Origin of the sequence: Ramlibacter cellulosilyticus, assembly GCF_014297465.1 — a bacterium.
Taxonomy (GTDB): Bacteria; Pseudomonadota; Gammaproteobacteria; order Burkholderiales; family Burkholderiaceae_C; genus Ramlibacter; species Ramlibacter cellulosilyticus.
Genome location: NZ_JACORT010000010.1, coordinates 74,582 through 90,519, shown reverse-complemented (window position 1 = coordinate 90,519; position 15,938 = coordinate 74,582). Strand labels below are relative to the sequence as shown.

Annotated in this window: 17 protein-coding genes; 4 read left to right on the top strand and 13 right to left on the bottom strand. The window is 71.6% G+C overall.

Translation table 11 applies throughout. From position 1 onward, the window contains the following. Positions 1–3: 3 nt before the first annotated feature. Entirely contained in the window at positions 4–771 is a 768-nt protein-coding gene (locus H8N03_RS20705; protein ID WP_187078127.1) for an HAD family hydrolase, read from the bottom strand. Between the two features lie 51 nt (positions 772–822). Then, positions 823–1,494: a hypothetical protein gene (locus H8N03_RS20700; protein ID WP_187078126.1), complete on the bottom strand. Its 672-nt coding sequence runs from the start codon at positions 1,492–1,494 to the stop codon at positions 823–825. Positions 1,495–1,736: 242 nt separating this feature from the next. Between H8N03_RS20700 and H8N03_RS20695 the strand changes: the two genes are divergently transcribed. From H8N03_RS20695 to H8N03_RS20685, 3 genes are read left to right on the top strand one after another with little or no spacing between them, the layout of a single operon-like run. Beyond that, positions 1,737–2,573 carry a serine hydrolase gene (locus tag H8N03_RS20695; RefSeq protein ID WP_187078125.1) on the top strand — a complete coding sequence of 279 codons (837 nt, stop codon included), beginning with the start codon at positions 1,737–1,739 and terminating at the stop codon, positions 2,571–2,573. Next, the gene (locus H8N03_RS20690; protein ID WP_187078124.1) at positions 2,570–3,181 is read left to right on the top strand and encodes a hypothetical protein; all 612 of its coding nucleotides are present in this window, start codon (positions 2,570–2,572) and stop codon (positions 3,179–3,181) included. Before H8N03_RS20695 ends, H8N03_RS20690 begins: the two co-directional genes overlap by 4 nt. Further along, positions 3,181–4,386 carry a hypothetical protein gene (locus H8N03_RS20685; protein ID WP_187078123.1) on the top strand — a complete coding sequence of 402 codons (1,206 nt, stop codon included), beginning with the start codon at positions 3,181–3,183 and terminating at the stop codon, positions 4,384–4,386. Before H8N03_RS20690 ends, H8N03_RS20685 begins: the two co-directional genes overlap by 1 nt. On the opposite strand, the gene H8N03_RS20680 is transcribed toward H8N03_RS20685, so the two are convergent. From H8N03_RS20680 to H8N03_RS20670, 3 genes are all read right to left on the bottom strand, one after another. After that, a complete protein-coding gene (locus H8N03_RS20680; protein ID WP_187078122.1) occupies positions 4,352–4,999 on the bottom strand; it encodes a Crp/Fnr family transcriptional regulator in 648 nt (215 codons plus the stop codon). The genes H8N03_RS20685 and H8N03_RS20680 overlap by 35 nt on opposite strands. 46 nt (positions 5,000–5,045) lie before the next feature. Beyond that, on the bottom strand, positions 5,046–5,558 hold the full coding sequence (locus H8N03_RS20675) for a hypothetical protein (protein ID WP_222623082.1): 513 nt from the start codon (positions 5,556–5,558) through the stop codon (positions 5,046–5,048). Positions 5,559–5,714: 156 nt separating this feature from the next. After that, positions 5,715–6,986, bottom strand: a complete 1,272-nt coding sequence (locus H8N03_RS20670) for an amidohydrolase family protein (protein WP_187078121.1) — start codon at positions 6,984–6,986, stop codon at positions 5,715–5,717. Between the two features lie 117 nt (positions 6,987–7,103). Here H8N03_RS20670 and H8N03_RS20665 point away from each other — a divergent pair, with 117 nt between their 5' ends. Further along, positions 7,104–7,460 carry a nuclear transport factor 2 family protein gene (locus H8N03_RS20665; protein ID WP_187078120.1) on the top strand — a complete coding sequence of 119 codons (357 nt, stop codon included), beginning with the start codon at positions 7,104–7,106 and terminating at the stop codon, positions 7,458–7,460. Here H8N03_RS20665 and H8N03_RS20660 read toward each other — a convergent pair. The 8 genes from H8N03_RS20660 to upp all read right to left on the bottom strand — a co-directional run bounded on the left by H8N03_RS20660 (position 7,457) and on the right by upp (position 15,927). Next, positions 7,457–8,377: an ABC transporter permease gene (locus H8N03_RS20660; RefSeq protein ID WP_187078119.1), complete on the bottom strand. Its 921-nt coding sequence runs from the start codon at positions 8,375–8,377 to the stop codon at positions 7,457–7,459. The two genes, H8N03_RS20665 and H8N03_RS20660, sit on opposite strands and share 4 nt — an antisense overlap. Further along, a complete protein-coding gene (locus H8N03_RS20655) occupies positions 8,374–9,435 on the bottom strand; it encodes an ABC transporter permease (RefSeq protein WP_187078118.1) in 1,062 nt (353 codons plus the stop codon). Before H8N03_RS20655 ends, H8N03_RS20660 begins: the two co-directional genes overlap by 4 nt. Then, positions 9,432–10,928: an ABC transporter ATP-binding protein gene (locus H8N03_RS20650; protein WP_187078117.1), complete on the bottom strand. Its 1,497-nt coding sequence runs from the start codon at positions 10,926–10,928 to the stop codon at positions 9,432–9,434. Before H8N03_RS20650 ends, H8N03_RS20655 begins: the two co-directional genes overlap by 4 nt. Continuing rightward, positions 10,919–11,866 carry a 5'-methylthioadenosine/S-adenosylhomocysteine nucleosidase gene (locus H8N03_RS20645; RefSeq protein WP_187078116.1) on the bottom strand — a complete coding sequence of 316 codons (948 nt, stop codon included), beginning with the start codon at positions 11,864–11,866 and terminating at the stop codon, positions 10,919–10,921. The genes H8N03_RS20650 and H8N03_RS20645 overlap by 10 nt, the downstream gene beginning before the upstream one ends. 5 nt (positions 11,867–11,871) lie before the next feature. Then, complete coding sequence (locus H8N03_RS20640) at positions 11,872–12,861, bottom strand: BMP family protein (protein ID WP_187078115.1); 990 nt, start codon at positions 12,859–12,861, stop codon at positions 11,872–11,874. A gap of 62 nt (positions 12,862–12,923) precedes the next feature. Further along, entirely contained in the window at positions 12,924–14,018 is a 1,095-nt protein-coding gene (locus H8N03_RS20635) for a HupE/UreJ family protein (protein ID WP_354005154.1), read from the bottom strand. A gap of 89 nt (positions 14,019–14,107) precedes the next feature. Next, a complete protein-coding gene (locus H8N03_RS20630) occupies positions 14,108–15,283 on the bottom strand; it encodes a tetratricopeptide repeat protein (protein WP_187078114.1) in 1,176 nt (391 codons plus the stop codon). Between the two features lie 5 nt (positions 15,284–15,288). Further along, positions 15,289–15,927 (bottom strand): uracil phosphoribosyltransferase, encoded by a 639-nt coding sequence (gene upp, locus H8N03_RS20625; protein ID WP_187078113.1) that lies wholly within the window; start codon positions 15,925–15,927, stop codon positions 15,289–15,291. Positions 15,928–15,938 lie beyond the last annotated feature (11 nt).

Genomic DNA, 15,938 nt, shown 5'->3' with positions numbered 1-15,938 from the left:
CGGCTACGACGCCGCTTCCTTCGGCTTCGGGCTGGCCGTCTTGCCCAGCGGGTCCTCCGCCGGCTGCAGCACCGCCAGCAGGTCCGAGGTGGTGCGCAGGATCAGGTTGGCGCCGGCTTCCTTCAGCTCGCGCTGCGTGCCGAAGCCGCACAGCACCCCCACGGTCTGCGCGCCGGCAGCGACGCCGGTGCGGATGTCGATCGTGGTGTCGCCGATCATGAGGCACTCGGCCGGGTGCACGCCCATCTTCTTCGCCGCGTACAGGAGCGGCTCGGGATGCGGCTTCATGCGGTGCGTGGTCTGCGCGCCGATCACGTCCGCGAACAGCTCGCGCACGCCGAACTTGTGCAGGAAGCGCTCCACGCGTTCCGCCATGCCGGTGGAGATGGTGACCATGGGATAGTGCCGTGCGAGCGTGTGCAGCATCTCCTGCACGCCCGCCACCATGTCGTGCGGCACCTCGTCGATCGCTTCCGGGTTGCGCGTGCCGGCGGGGTCGGCCTGGCGGCGCTTCACGGCCTTGAGGCGCATGCGCAGGCGGGTGAGGGGAACGTCGAGCCCGAGTCGGTCGAGCAGGGCGTAGGCGCCGTGCACCGGCGTCTCCAGGCCCATGACCACCTGGCGCCCGAGGCGCTCGGCGCGCCGCCCGCTCACGCCGGGCACGGCGTCGAGCAGGGCCGCGAGCTGCGCGACCAGGTGGTCGTCCGTATCGGCGATGGTGCCGTCGACGTCGAAGCAGAGGGCGCGGATGCGGGGGAGTTCCAGTGCCATGGCCGGAACGGTACTGCAAGTGCGGCAGCTGCGGGGCCGCCTGGCGCGAGCTCAGCGCTTGCCGTCGTCCGCGGAACCGTCGTCGGCGACGACGCCTGCGATGCCGCCGAGGCCCATGGCGCCGGCGGTGCCGCCGCCGCCGCCACCGCCACCGCCACCGCCACGACCGCCGCCTTCGCGGCCGCCGCGCGCGTCGGCCTTGCCTCCGCGTCCGCCGCCGGCGATGCGTGCCGGGCCTTGCGCCGGCACGTCGACGCCGACCGGGGCGAGGTCCAGCACCTCGCGGATGTGGTCGCGCAGCGAGACCACCAGCGCGGCGGTGTGCACCGGACGCCCGGCCAGCATGTCGTTGATCGCCGCCACGGCGAGCCGCACCTGCTCCGCGGTACCGAGCAGGATGACGTCCGAGAGCGCGGCCTCGACCGCATCGCGGATGCGGCGGGTGCGATCCGATGCAGGCTCCGGCAACCCCTGCTTGCGCAGGTCGCGCAGGTGCGTGGGGTCCACCTCCAGCCGGCCCGTGAAGGAGCCGCCCAGCGTCTTGTACGCCGCGATGAGCGTGCGCAGCCGCTCGTTGATCTGCCGGTTCTCGCGCTCGCGCCGGCGCTGCACGGTCTGCATGACGAGCAGCCGCACGCCCACCATGAGCAGCGTGACCAGCACCAGCCCGAGCAGGCCGGAGAAGAGGGTGCTCCAGGAGCTGAAGTCGAGGGCGGTGCGCATGGCTCAGTGCTGAGCATGAAGGAGGTACATGACCGCAGGATAGGAGAACGAAAGTCCTGCGGGGGCGGCCGCGCCGTCGATGCCCCATCGTCCACTTTCGGCCCTGTCCGACGCGTCGGCGCTCCGGCTTGGCCCAACATCGTGGAGCAGACGGAGAGCTGCTCCCAACCTCAACTGCAACGAACAGCCATGGCACACGGTGGATTGAAGAACGCGCAGGCCACAGCGCTCCGCCTCGCAGCATGACCGCGACGCTGCGCGACACCGTCCTCGGCATCGCCGAGGATGCCGCCGCGTCCGCCGTCGCGGTCGCGGCGTACGACTTCGAGCACCACACCACGTGGTCGGTCAACGCGCACCGCTGGTTCCACGCGGCGAGCACGATCAAGGTGCCGGTGCTGCTGGCCGTGTACGAGGCCATCGAGCAGCACCGGTTCGCGCCCTTCTCGCGCGTGCACGTCCGCAACCGCTTCCTCAGCATGGTCGACGGCAAGCCGTTCCGCGTGGGGCCGGAGCGGGACGCGAACGCGGCCGTGCATGCCGCGCTCGGACGCATGCTCACCGTGCACGAGCTCGCCGAGCACATGATCGTGACCAGCAGCAACCTCGCCACGAACCTGCTGCTGGACCTGGTCGGCGTCGAGGCGGCACGCGAATCGCTCGCGCGGCTGCACCTGGGCGGCATCGACCTGCAGCGTGGCGTGGAGGACGAGGCCGCGTGGGAGGCGGGCATCAACAACCGCGTGACGGCGGCGGGCCTCTGCGACGCGATGCGCCTGATCGAGGAGGGCAGGGCCATCTCGCCCGAGGCGTCGCAGGCGATGCTCGACATCCTGCACCAGCAGCAGTTCCGCAGCGGCATTCCGGCCGGCCTGCCGGAGGACGCGCGCGTGGCCAACAAGACGGGCGAGATCTCCACCGTGGCGCACGACGCGGGCATCGTGTACCTTGATGGCCGCGATGCCTACGTCGTCGTCATCCTGACCGAGTGGGCGGCGGACGTGAACGGCCGGCGGCAGGAGACCATCGCGCGCATCTCGCGCGCCGTGTACGAATACATGACGGGACACAAGGGATGACCACCTTGCCGCTGCCGCTCGTGCTCCCCGGGGACCTGCCCCGCGAATGGCGGCAGGTGCTGCGCCCCGGCGAGACGCTGCGGGACCGCTCCGGCATCGAACGCGTGCTGCCGTCCTCCTTCCTGCGGGTCGACTCCTGGCACCAGGCGCTGGAAACGGACCTGACGGTGCATTTCAAGGCCTGGGAACTCATAGGCGTGGACGTGCGCGAGACGCTGCTCGCGCGTTCGTTCCCGCGCTACGTGCCCTGCGCCATCCTGCTGCTCGCGGGTGCCCTCGAACTCTTTCGCCTCGAGGTCGGCACGTACGTGCACGTCGCCGCGAACGGCGGCTACCGCTCGCCCGCGCACGCCTTGAGCCGCCACGCCTCGCGCCACTGCTGGGGCACGGCCGCCAACATCTACCGCATCGGTGACACGTACCTCGACAACCGCGAGGAGATCGAGAAGTACGCGGCCATCGCGCGGCGCGTCATTCCCGGGGCGTGGATCCGCCCCTGGGGCCAGGAAGACGGCGAAGCGGACGACCACCTGCACATCGACATCGGCTACACGCTGTTCGATCCCGTGGACGTGCAGGACGCCAGCCAACCGACGGAAGAAAGCTGATGGTGGATCGCAAGAAGCAGGAGCACCCGTCCGCGCCCGAGCGCTTGCGGCTCGCCGCGATGGGCATGGAGGCCGAGTGCTCGCTCGTCCTGGACGGCGAGCCCACGCGGCCGGAGGCCCTGTTCGGCAGCCCGCGCGACTTCATCCGCGGCGAGCTGATGCACCGCGAAGGCACTTCGTACCACCTGCCGACCGGGGGCGCGGTCTATTTCGACACGGGCGTGATCGAGGTGGCCACCCCGGTGATCGAGATCGAGCGCGGCTGCGCCGCGCGGGCGGGGCGTTCGCTGTGGGAGGCGCTGCAGATCATCCGCCGGGAGCTCGATGCCTGGGACGCGCGCAACCACCACGAGACGCGGCTCGTCGGCTTCAGCGCCCACTACAACGTGTCGTTCGAGCTGCCGGCCGGCGAGCCGGCCAACGGCCGCAGCATCGAGCAGCTCGCGCGCCTGCTCACGTACATCCTGCCCGCGCCCGTGATGCTGCTCGCCACCAACCGGCGCTCCACGGGCGTCGGCGTGCGTCCTCGCAAGGACCGCATCGAGATCACGTCGGACTTCACGCCCAGCCCCTCGCTCATGATCGCGACGGCGGCCCTGATCGTCGGCGTGGTGCGCGAGGTGATGAACTGGCCGAGCTACGAGCTGGATGCGCTCTCCCGGCACGGCATCCCCGTCATCAGCGGCTTCCGTCCCATGCCCCATACCTCGCGCAAGGGCTGGCTGGCACGCTTCGACTGCTACCCGGAGAACCCGTTCATCTGCGACGTCGACACCCACCTGTGGCCGACCCAGGAGCACCGGGTCCTCAGCCTGCGGGCGATCGCGGGGCACACCTTGCGGCACTTCTGGCGCTCGATCCGCCGCATGTGCGATCCCTTCACCTTCCGGCTCCTGGTGGCCGTGATCCAGGGGCGCAGCCCTTCGCTCCTCGACCTGGACGACCGGCCCGACGAATACGAGGACGTGGGCCGGCTCTGCGCGTGGGACGCGCAGTTCCCGCCCGCGCAGCTCGGTCGCTCGCGCTACGAGCGCGTGGTGATGCGCGCCGTGTCCGGGCAGCAGCTGCGGGTCAACGGGCACCACCTGCGGCCCGTGGGCATGCGGGGCTGGTCGGCGGTGGTGTTCGAGCGGGACGATGCGCAGCGCGAGGTGATCGCGATCGACGACCTCATCCCGCACCTGGGGGAGTGGGAGCGGCCGTAGCGGCAGGCAGCAAGGTGATGCGCCGTCCTTCGACGCGCAGCCGGCCTTCGTCAGCCAGGTCCCGCAGCAGCCGCGAGAAGTGCTCCGGCGTCACGCTCAGGTGGGCGGCGATCGCGCGCTTCGTGGCGGGCAAGGCGAACGGTTCGGCCGGCGTGCCGCCCGCGAGGCGCCGCAGGTAATCGAGCAGCCGCTCGCGGCCGCTGCCGAGATCGTGACGCGCCCGCTCCTGCACGAACGCTTCGAGGCGCGCGCTCAGGCCCGCAAGGAGCCGGCGGGCGAAGAGCGGGTTGCGCTCGATCTCGCCATCCACCGCTTCCAGGGGCAGGCGCAGCAGCAGGGTGTCCGTGGCCGCCTGCGCGTCCACCAGGGCGGGGCGGCCCAGGAACATCACCGCCTCGCCGAAGCTGCTCCCGGCGTGGACGACGCCCGCCAGGCGCTCGCCGCCGGTGCGATCGCATCCGAGCAGCCGCACCTGGCCGTACACGACGACGTACATGCCCGTGGGCGGGTCGCCACGGCGGAACGCGTAGGCACCACGGGGCAGCGGCAGGCGCACGCTCGCGGCGGCGAGCCGTGCCAGCGTGCCGGAGTCCAGGGCATGGAACAGCGGCACCGCCTTGAGCAGCGCCGCCGCCGGGACGCCGCCCGGGGCCGCGCGTTCAGTGCGCTTCGGCGAGGGGCTTCCAGCCGGGGTGCTCGAAGTAGCGCCCATAGGTGTTGACGGCGGCGACCACCTGCACGAGGCCGTCCACGGGGGTGGCGCCGGCGGTGCGTCCGGCCAGGGTGCCCGTGCCCGCCAGGAGTTCGCCGAGCACGACGTGCAACACGCCGTCGGCTTCCGGGGGCAGTCTGCAATCCTTGACGATGGCCGCGACCTCCGCATCGATCTTCGTCGCAAGGGCGGCGTAGTCGGCCGGCTCCAGGCGCCCCCCGTGCGCGGCGGCGAGTTGCGGCGCCACCAGCCCACGGATGCGCGCCATGCCCTGGCGCAGCGGGGCGTCGGTGGCCCACTTGCGCCCGTGGTCGAGGCGCAGCGCGGGGCTGCCGGCGGCTTGTTCGTGTGCATGGGCGCCGCTTGCAGGCGTCGCCGCGAAGGCGGCAGGTGCGCAGGCGGCGATCACCGCGGCGGCGGTGACCAGCAGGGTGGAGATGAAGGGCTTGCGTGCGATCATGGCGTGCTCCGTTCCGAGGTGCCGGCGACGATTGCCAGCCGGTCCTCGTGGGAGGCATGCCCTGCCAGTGTGTTCCAGCCGGCGTCGCCGGACTTGGCAAAGATCAAGGAAAGCGCCCGTCGTTCCCGCGGAGGCGGGAATCCGGGGCTTGCGGCTTCAGCGCCCGAAGCGAACCTGCACCGGCCGCTCGGGCAGCGCCAGGCTGGCGACCATCTCCGGCGCCTGCGACAGCAGCTTGCCCTTGCGCCAGACCTTCAGCCGGTGCGCGCGCAGCCGGATCGCCTCGATGACGTCCCCCGCCTGCAGCAGGACGAAGCTCGCGTCGCACCCCGGCTCCAGCCCGTACCCCTGCAGGTGCATCACGCGCGCGGCATTCGTCGTCACCGCCTCGTAGCACGCGCGGATTCCCTTCTGGCTCGTCATCTGCGCCACGTGCAGCCCCATGTGCGCCACTTCCAGCATGTCGCCGGAGCCCATGCCGTACCAGGGATCCATCACGCAGTCGTGGCCGAACGCGACGTTCACGCCCGCGGCCAGCAGTTCCGGCACGCGCGTCATGCCGCGGCGCTTGGGATACGTGTCGTGCCGACCCTGCAGCGTGATGTTGATCAGCGGGTTGGCCACCACGCTCACGCCGCTCTCCGCGATCAGCGGGATCAGCTTGGACACGTAGTAGTTGTCCATGCCGTGCATCGACGTGCAGTGCGAGCCGTTCACGCGGCCCTGCAGGCCGAGGCGCTGCGCCTCGAAGGCAAGCGATTCGATGTGCCGCGAGAGGGGATCGTCCGTCTCGTCGCAGTGCATGTCGACGAGCTTGCCGCGCGCGGCGGCGATCTCGCACAGCAGCTTCACGCTCTCGGCGCCCTGTGCCATCGTGCGCTCGAAGTGCGGGATGCCGCCGACGATGTCCACGCCGAGGTCCAGCGCGCGCTCCAGGTTCTGCAGGCCGCCCGGGGTGCGCAGCACGCCGTCCTGCGGGAAGGCCACGAGCTGCAGGTCGAGGTAGGGCGCCACGCGCTTCTTCACTTCCAGCATCGCCTCCACGGGCAGCAGCGACGGGTCGCTCGTGTCCACGTGGCTGCGGATCGCGAGCAGGCCGCGCGCGACCGCCCAGTCGCAGTAGGCGAGCGCGCGCCGGACCATGTCCTCCGCCTTCAGCATCGGCTTGAGCTCGCCCCACAGCGCGATGCCTTCGAGCAGCGTGCCGCTCTCGTTGACGCGCGGCAGGCCGTAGCTGAGCGTCGCGTCCATGTGGAAGTGCGGGTCGCAGAAGTGCGGCGACAGCAGGTGGCCGCCGGCGTCCACGGTCTCGCGCGCCTGCGCCTGCAGGCCGGCGGCGACCTCGCGGATGCGGCCGTCCTGCACGGCGACGGACATGCCGGTGCGGCCGTCCGGCAGCGTGGCGTTGGTGACGAGGAGGTCGAGCATGGGAAGAGGATAGCTGCGTTGCCGGCGCCTGTCGTCCATGACCTCCGGGGTCATCGCCGGGCGCCCCGGTCATGCCCACCATGGGGCCTTCTTTCACCACCACGCAAGGAGCTTGCCATGGATGCTTCCACCCTCGAACGCCTCGTTGACGCCCACCTCGCCGCCTATTGCGATGCCGATGCTTCCCGCCGCGCCGCGGCGATCCGCCAGGCCTGGAATGCCGAAGGCCGCCTCGTCGACCCCCCGCTGGAAGCCCGCGGGCACCAGGGCATCGCCGACCAGGCGGCGACCCTGCTGTCGCAGTTTCCGCAGCACCGCTTCGAGCGCAGCACGGCGGTGGATGCGCACCACGGCTTTGCGCGTTATGGGTGGCGGCTGGTGGATGCGAAGGGCGCCGCGGTGCTGCAGGGCGTGGACTTCGCGGAGCTGGATGGGGAGGGGCGGCTGTTGAAGGTCGTGGGGTTCTTCGCCTAGCGCTCCCCCTTCCGGTACGGCTTCATCAACGCCTGCGGATACGCCGCCCGCCGCGCCACCAGCACCAGCGCCAGGATCGACAGCGCGTACGGCAGCATCAGGTACACCTGGTACGGCAGGCCGGCACCGGACTGCTGCAGGCGCAGCTGCAGCGCGTCGAAGAACGCGAACAGCAGCGCGCCCAGCAGCGCCTTGCCCGGACGCCACGAGGCGAACACCACGAGCGCCACGCAGATCCAGCCGCGGCCGTTGACCATGTTGAAGAAGAACGCGTCGAACGCGGACAGCGTGAGGAACGCGCCGCCGACGCCCATCAGCGCCGATCCCGCCACCACCGCGCCGGTGCGTGCCGCCAGCACCGAAATCCCCTGGCTCTCCGCGGCCTGCGGGTTCTCGCCCACCATGCGCAGCGCCAGGCCCGCGGGCGTGCGGTACAGGAACCACGCGATCGCGGGAACGAGCAGCAGCGCCAGCAGCGTGAGCGGCGTCTGGGCCGAGAGGACGGGGATGCCCAGGAACTCCATGGGCGTGAAGGGCGTCACCGTCGGCGGGGTGTTCACCTTGGGGAAGCTCACGCGGTAGGCGTAGTAGCTGAGCGCCGTCGCCAGCATCGTGATGCCCAGCCCCGAGACGTGCTGCGACAGGGCCAGGGCCACGGTCAGGAAAGCGTGCAGCGCGCCGAGGATCGCGCCCGTGCCCGCGGCCACCGCCACGCCGGCCCACAGCGGCAGCCCGGCGTAGACCGCCAGCCAGCCGGTGAACGCGCCCGCCACCATGATCCCTTCGATGCCCAGGTTCAGCACGCCCGCGCGCTCGCACAGCAGCACGCCCAGCGTGCCGAAGACCAGCGGCGTCGCGATGCGCAGCACCGCGATCCACAGCGCCGGATTCCCCAGCAGGTCCAGGATGGCGCTCATGTGCGCCGCACCCGGTACTGCGCCAGCAAGGCGGCGACCAGCACGGACACCAGCGACGCGGCGACGATCACGTCCGCGATGTAGGTGGGCACGCCGATGACGCGGCTCATGCTGTCCGCGCCGACCAGCACGCCCGCGACGAACACCGCGGCCGCGAGCAGGGCGAGCGGATGCAATCCGGCCAGCATGGCGATCACGATGCCGCTGTAGCCGTAGCCCGGCGACATGTCCAGCGTCACGTAGCTGGTGCGGCCCGCCACCTCGATCGCGCCGGCCAGCCCGGCGAGCCCGCCGGAAAGCAGGGCGACGCAGGCGGTGGTGCGCAGCGGCGGCACGCCCGCGAAGGCAGCCGCGCGCGGGTTCGCGCCCAGCGCGCGGACGTCGAAGCCGAATACCGTGTACTTGAAGACGGCCCAGAGCAGCACGGCGAGAACCGCCGCGACCAGCAGGCCCGTGTGCACGCGCGTGCCTTGCAGCAGCTTGCCGAGCTCGAGTTCGGATTGCAGCGCGACGCTCTGCGGCCAGCCCATGGCGGTGGGGTCCTTCATGGGCCCGTCCAGCAGGGCCGAGACGCCCAGCAGCACGATGAAGTTGAGCAGCAGCGTGGTGACGACTTCATCGACGCCGAGCTTCGCCTTCAGCAGCGCGGGCCCGAGGAGCAGCAGTGCGCCGGCGACCGCGGCCGCCGCGAACATCAGCGGCATCAGCACCGCGGGCGGCGCGGCGAAGCCGGTGCCGCCGTGCATGCCGCCGACGGCGACCGCCGCGAGCGCGCCTGCATACAGCTGCCCTTCGGCGCCGATGTTGTAGAGCCGGGCGCGGAAGGCGACGGCCGCGGACAGGCCGGTGAGGATCAGCGGCGTGGCGCGCGTGAGTGTTTCGGTCCAGGCGAACACCGAGCCGAAGCCGCCGCGGAGCAGGGCGGCCCAGGTGGGCGCGACGGGTGCGCCGGCCCAGAGCACGAGCAGGCTGCTCACGAGGAGCGTGAAGGCGATCGCGCCGACCGGGGCGGCGGCGAGGGCCAGCGGGGAGGCGGCGGGGCGGCGTTCGAGCCTCATGGGGCGCCTCCCGCCATGGCGAGGCCGATCGACTCGCGCGTCCATTCGCGTGCCGGACGCGCGTCGGTCAGGTGCCCGCCATGCATCACCGCGATGCGTTCGCCCAGCGCCATGACCTCGTCGAGGTCGTCGGACACCAGCAGCACCGCGGCACCGGCATCGCGCGCAGCCAGCAACTGCTGCTGCACGTACGCCACCGCGCCCACGTCCAGGCCCCAGGTCGGCTGGTGCGCGACGATGAGGCGAGGGGCGCTGCCGTCGGGGGCCAGCAGGGCGCGGCCGAGGATCAGCTTCTGCATGTTGCCGCCGGAGAGCGCGCGGGCAGGCGCGTCCAGGCCGGCGCCGCGCACGTCGAAGGCCGTGGCGATGGCTTGCGCGTGCGCACGCGCGGCGTGGCGCCGCACGAACGGGCCGCGCCGGAAAGCGCGCGTGCGCAGGCGCTCCGAGACCGCGTTCTCCCACACGGGCAGGTCGCCGACGACGCCGGTGCCGTGCCGGTCCTCCGGCACGCGCGCGATGCCGGAAGGAGGCAGCTGCACGCGTCCCGCGCGCGCCGGCAGCATGCCGCAAAGCAGCTGTGCCAGCGCGAGCTGCCCGTTGCCGGAGACGCCCGCGATGGCCGTGATCTCGCCGCCGCGCAGCTGCAGCGAGACGCCATCGAGCCGGTCGCGGCCCGTGCCGGCGTGCACGTGCTGCAGCTCGCACACGACCGGGCGCTCTGCGACCGTGCTGGCGCGGCCTTCCGGCAGGGCGACGTCCTGCCCCACCATCCAGCGCGCGAGCGTCGCCGCATCGGTGTCGCGTGCCGGCGCTTCGGCCACGACGCGTCCCCCGCGCAGCACGACCACGCGCTGCGCCACCCGCAGCACCTCGGCGAGCTTGTGGCTGATGAAGACGATGGACAGCCCTTGCGCGACCATGTCGCCCAGGGTGCGGAACAGCGCCTCGCTCTCCTGCGGCGTCAGCACCGCCGTGGGCTCGTCGAGGATCAGGATGCGCGCGCCGCGGTACAGCGCCTTCAGGATCTCCACCCGCTGGCGCTCGCCCACCGAGAGGCCGGCCACCAGCGCGTCCGGCGCCGCGGCGAGCCCGAAGCGCTGCCCCACCTCCAGCAGGCGGGCGCGGGCCGCGTCGCGGCGGCTGAACGGCTGCCACAGCGGCTCGGTGCCCAGCACCACGTTCTCCAGCACGGTCAGGTTGTCCGCCAGCGTGAAGTGCTGGTGCACCATGCCGATGCCCGCGGCCAGCGCGGCGCGCGGCTGGCCCGCGGGCAGCTCGCGGCCGAACACCTCGATGCGGCCCGCATCCGCCACGTAGTGGCCGAACAGGATGGACATCAGGGTGGACTTGCCCGCGCCGTTCTCGCCCAGCAGGCCCAGCACCTCGCCGGGCGCTAGCTGCAGCGACACGTCGTCGTTGGCCACGAGCGCGCCGAAGCGCTTGACGATGCGCTCCATGCGCAGCACCGGGGCCGCGGCGACGGCTACTTCCATGCGGCGAGGAAGGCGAGCAGCACCCGGGCGGAGTTGTCGGCGGCGATGCGGAAGAAGGTGCCCATCTCGTTCTCGCCCTCGCCGCCCCCGGCCAGGTCGCTCAGCGAGCGGAACGCGATGAAGGGCACGCCGTTGGCGTGGGCCACGTGCGCGATCGCGGCGGTCTCCATGTCCAGCACGTTCGCCTCGAAGGTACGGAAGGTGTATTCGCGGTACGCGGCGTTGTCGACGAAGGCCTGGCCCGAGACGCCGTTGCCGCCCGGCACCACGCGTGGCGTGCGGGTGAGGCAGCGGCGCTCCGCGTCGCAGCGCTCCAGCGCCACGCCCTGCAGCTGGCGCGCGACGGCGAGCATCGCCGGGTCCGTGTCGAACCAGAAGCGGCGCTCGACCTCCGGCTTCGCGGCCGAACGCACTTCCACCGGGCGCGGGTGGAAGATCCCGTAGGGCGGGATCGTCGCGTCCTTCATGAACGGGGGCGGCTGGAAGCGGCCCGGCGCCACCTCGCGGGCCGCGAGCACCTCCATGTACTGGCCCCAGCGCTGCGCCACGGTCACGTCGCCGACGTGCAATTGCGGGTTGACGCCGCCGGCGATCCCGCTCACCACGAGGTGCGTGACGCGGAAGCGGTCCAGCGCGAGCTGCGTGTTCATGGCGGCGTTCACCATGCTCACGCCGCTCAGGAACAGCACCACGGGCTTGCCCTGCAGCGTGCCGGTGGCGAATTCGACGCCGTTGGCCTGGTGGACGCGCGGCTGCGCGAGGCGGCTGCGCAGCAGCACCAGCTCCGGCTGGAAGGCCGAGACGATGGCGATGCGCGGCGTCGGATCGAGCGAGGCCGATTGCGTGGCGGTGGCTGCGGGCGCGGCCGGCGTGCCGGCGCAGCCTTGCAGGAGCAGGGCGGCCGCGGCGAGCGCGGCGGCGAGGAGACGGCGGACCATTCCGCTTACTTGCCCGACTTCGGCTGCGAGTCGTCCACCTTGACGGCGAACCTGCCCTCCTGGATCGCCTTCTCCTTTGCCTTGACCTTGGCGACGACGTCGGCGGGCACCTTCTTCTCGAAGGTGCCGAGCGGCGCGAGCTCCGAGCCCTTGAACTTCATCATCGAGTAGTGGCCGTAGTCCTCGGCGGCGAACTTGCCTTCCTTCACCTTCTTCAGGGCCGCGTCGATGGTGGGCTCCATGTTCCACAGCGCGGAGGCGACGACGGTGTCGGGATACTTGTCCTGCGTGTTGATCACGTTGCCGACGGCGAGCTTGCCGCGCTCCCTGGCCGCGTCGGAGACGCCGAAGCGTTCGGCGTACAGCAGGTCCGCGCCCTGGTCGATCATGGCGAAGGCGGCTTCCTTGGCCTTGGGCGGGTCGAACCAGCTGTTGATGAAGGTCACCATGAACTGCACGTTCGGGTTCACCTCGCGCGCGCCCGCCATGAAGGCGTGCATCAGGCGGTTCACTTCGGGGATGGGGAAGCCGCCGACCATGCCGATCTTGTTCGACTTCGTCATGCCGCCGGCGATCATGCCGGAGAGGTAGGCGGGCTCCTGGATGTAGTTGTCGAACACGCTGAAGTTCGGGGCCTGCGGCTTGCCGGAGGAGCCCATGAGGAAGGCGGTCTTCGGGAAGTCCTTCGCCACCTTGCGCGCTGCCGCCTCCACGGCGAACGACTCGCCCACGATCAGCTGGTTGCCGCCGGTGGCGTACTCGCGCATCACGCGCTCGTAGTCCGCGTTGGCGACGTTCTCGCTGGCCTTGTACTCGATCTCGCCGCGCGCCTCGGCCGCCTTGAGCGCCTTGTGGATGCGGCTCACCCACTGCTGCTCGAACGGCACGGTGTAGATGGCGGCGACCTTGAGCTTGCCTTGCGCGAGCGCCAGCCCGGGGCTGGCGGCGGCAAGGGCGGCGGCAAGGGCGAGCAGGTGGCGGCGGGTCGGCGTCATGGAGTTCCTCGTTGTTGCGATGGCGTGGCGAGGTGCAAGCGTCGTGCCAGCCGCCGCCCGCGTCAAGAGGGGGCGAGGTCGAAGGCGCGCTGCACGAACCACCAGCCGGCCAGCAGGGCGACCGCGATGGAGCCGAAACGCAGCACGCCCACCCGGTAGAAACCCGTGGTGCGCAAGGCGTAGGCCAGGGGCAGGAACACGGCCACGATGGCCAGCTGCCCGAGCTCCACGCCCACGTTGAAGCCGACCAGCGCCAGCGCCAGCGCGCCTTGCGGCAGGCCCAGGTCGGCCAGCACGGACGCGAAGCCGAAGCCGTGCACCAGCCCGAACACGAAGGCCATGACCCAGCGCCGCCGGTCCACGGTGCCCCGCAGGTTGTTCAGGGCCGCGAGCACCACGGAAGCCGCGATGACCGATTCCACCACGCGCGAAGGCAGGCTGACGAGGCCCAGGACCGCCAGGCTCAAGGTGATGGAGTGCGCGAGCGTGAAGGCCGTGACGACCTTCAGCACTTCCACGCCGGCGCGCTTCAGGCTGGGCGTGGGCGTCCAGCCGCCCGCATCGCGCACCAGCACGGACGGCAGCAGCAGCGCCAGCAGGAAGAGGATGTGGTCGAAGCCGATCCAGATGTGCCAGATGCCTTCAACCACGTACTGGCGCAGCGTCTCCCAGGCGCCGGGTGCCGCCAGCGGCAGCTCCTGCTTCGCGCTGTCCGCCGCGAACACGCGGGCCTGCGGCTGCGAGGCACCCGGCGGCGTCCACTGCAGCAGGCCGCGGTGGCTGGGGTCCACGTCGACGAACAGGCCGTATTGCGCCTGGATGCTGCCCGCGAGCCGCGCACAGCGGGCGTGCAGTGCCAGCACCGCATAGGTGCCGTCGCTGTGCCGGTCCAGCATCATCGGCCCGGTGGCGGAGAGCGGACAGGCCTCGCCCTGCGAGGACAGCGCGAGCCGCTCGATGGCCAGCTTCGTGATGTCGCCTTCCCGCCGCCGCACCTCGCCCCAGGTGAGCTCGCCGTTGCCGTCGGCATCGAGCTGCAGCACGTAGTCGAGGTCGCGCAGGGCGATGTCCCAGCGGACGGCGATGCCGTCCTCTTCCCCGCGCAGCGTGAGGTAGCTGTCGCTGGGTTTGTGGGCCCAGGCGGGGGTTGCCGCCAACAGCAACGCCAGGATGTAGGGTGGCGCGGCGACAGCCGCGGAAGGTGACCGAAGGGAACCCCACCGGCGCGCCAGCGCACGCAGCCACCTCACCGCACCGCCCCCAGCTTCCCCGCCAGCACCTGCATCGCCGGATCCTCGTATCCGCTCTCCCTCCACCACGCGATCGCGGGCGCCGCCGCCCCCGGCTTCTTCGCCGCGAGCGCCGCCTCCATCAGCACCTCCGCATCCCGCGGCTCCTTCTGCCGGGTGTAGTTGTCCTGCGCGTACGCCAGCGCGCGCGCCGGATCGTGCTCCAGTTCCAGCGCCCAGCGCGCCGCCTCCTGTTCGTGCAGCCGATCCCCGCGTCGTGCCGCATCCTGCATGCGCGCGCGCAACTGCGATGCCCAGTCCGCGGCGCGGGCATCGCCGGCGGCGCGGCCGGCGAGCGCGAGGCGCAGCAGCAGCACGTCCGAACGCTCCCAGCCGGCCAGCAGCCGCAGCGCCTCGGCCGGGCGCTCGCGTTCCAGCAGGAAGTCCGCGTACGAGGCGAGCAGGAACTGGTCGGTGAGGCCCTGGTCCAGCGCGAGGCGGTAGTGCCGCTCCGCGTCGCCGAAGCGCTGCAGCCGCGCGGCCATCTCCCCCAGGCGCGTCTGCGCCCACAGCATCAGGCCGGGTGGCGCGTCGACCGACGCCGCCACCGCCTCCGACAGCATGTCGTAAGCCGGGATGAGCTGGCCGGTGGTGCCGCGCACGTAGGCGGTGCAGCCCTGCGCCATCAGCGGCGTGGCGATGCGCGCGAGGCGGTCGCATTCGGCTGCGGCGAGGGCGTAGTTCGCCTGGACCATGTGGATGGCGGCGCGCCAGGCGACCGGCTCCACCGCTTCGGGCGCCAGCCGGCTCGCCTGGTCCAGGCTGGCCAGCGCGCCGGCGAAGTCGTGGCCGTACTGCTGCAGCTGCCCGCGCACGAGCCAGTACCGGCTCTGGTTCGCGGCGGCCGTGGCCAGCGGCGCGATGGTGGACAGCGCATAGCCCACGTAGCGCGGATCGCCCTGCGCCATGGCGAGCGCGAAGTAGCGCTCGGCGATGTCGAGGCGCAGCGCGGCGTCCTGCGGTCGCGAGGCGAGCTGTCGGCGCAGGGACTCCACGGCGCGCAGGGCGGGGTCGCTGGCGAGCGGCAGGCGTTCGACGACTTCGTCGTCGGCGGCCGGCGTGAAGGGCGCGGCGCCGGCCGCGAAGGCGCACAGCAGCGCCGCCGCGGCTGCAGCGCATCGCAAGCGTCGCATGGAGGCTATTTCGTGCCGAACATCCGGTCGCCGGCGTCGCCCAGGCCCGGCAGGATGTAGCCGTGGTCGTTGAGCTGGCGGTCGACGGCGGCCGTGTAGATGGGCACGTCCGGGTGCGCCTTGTGCATCGCCGCGACCCCTTCGGGGCAGGTGAGCAGGCAGACGAACTTGATCGACTTGGGGTTGAGTTCCTTCAGCCGCTCCACCGCCGCGATGGCGGAGTTGCCGGTGGCGAGCATGGGGTCCACGACGATCACGTCGCGTTCCTCCATGTTCTGCGGCATCTTGAAGTAGTACTCCACCGCCATCAGCGTCTTGGGATCGCGGTACAGGCCGATGTGGCCCACGCGCGCGCCCGGCACGACGCTCAGCATGCCGTCCAGGATGCCGGTGCCGGCGCGCAGGATGGACACGAACACGAGCTTCTTCCCGTCGATCACCCGGGTCTTCATCGTCTCGAGCGGCGTCTGGACCTCGACCTCCTGCATGCCGACGTCGCGCGTCACCTCGTAGGTCATGAGGGCGGCGAGTTCGTTGAGCAGGCGGCGGAAGCTGTTCGTGCTGGCTTCCTTGTTGCGCATCAGGGACAGCTTGTGCTGCACCAGCGGGTGGTCGATGACGTGGACGTTGTCGGGGAGGGCCATGGGGTCGATTT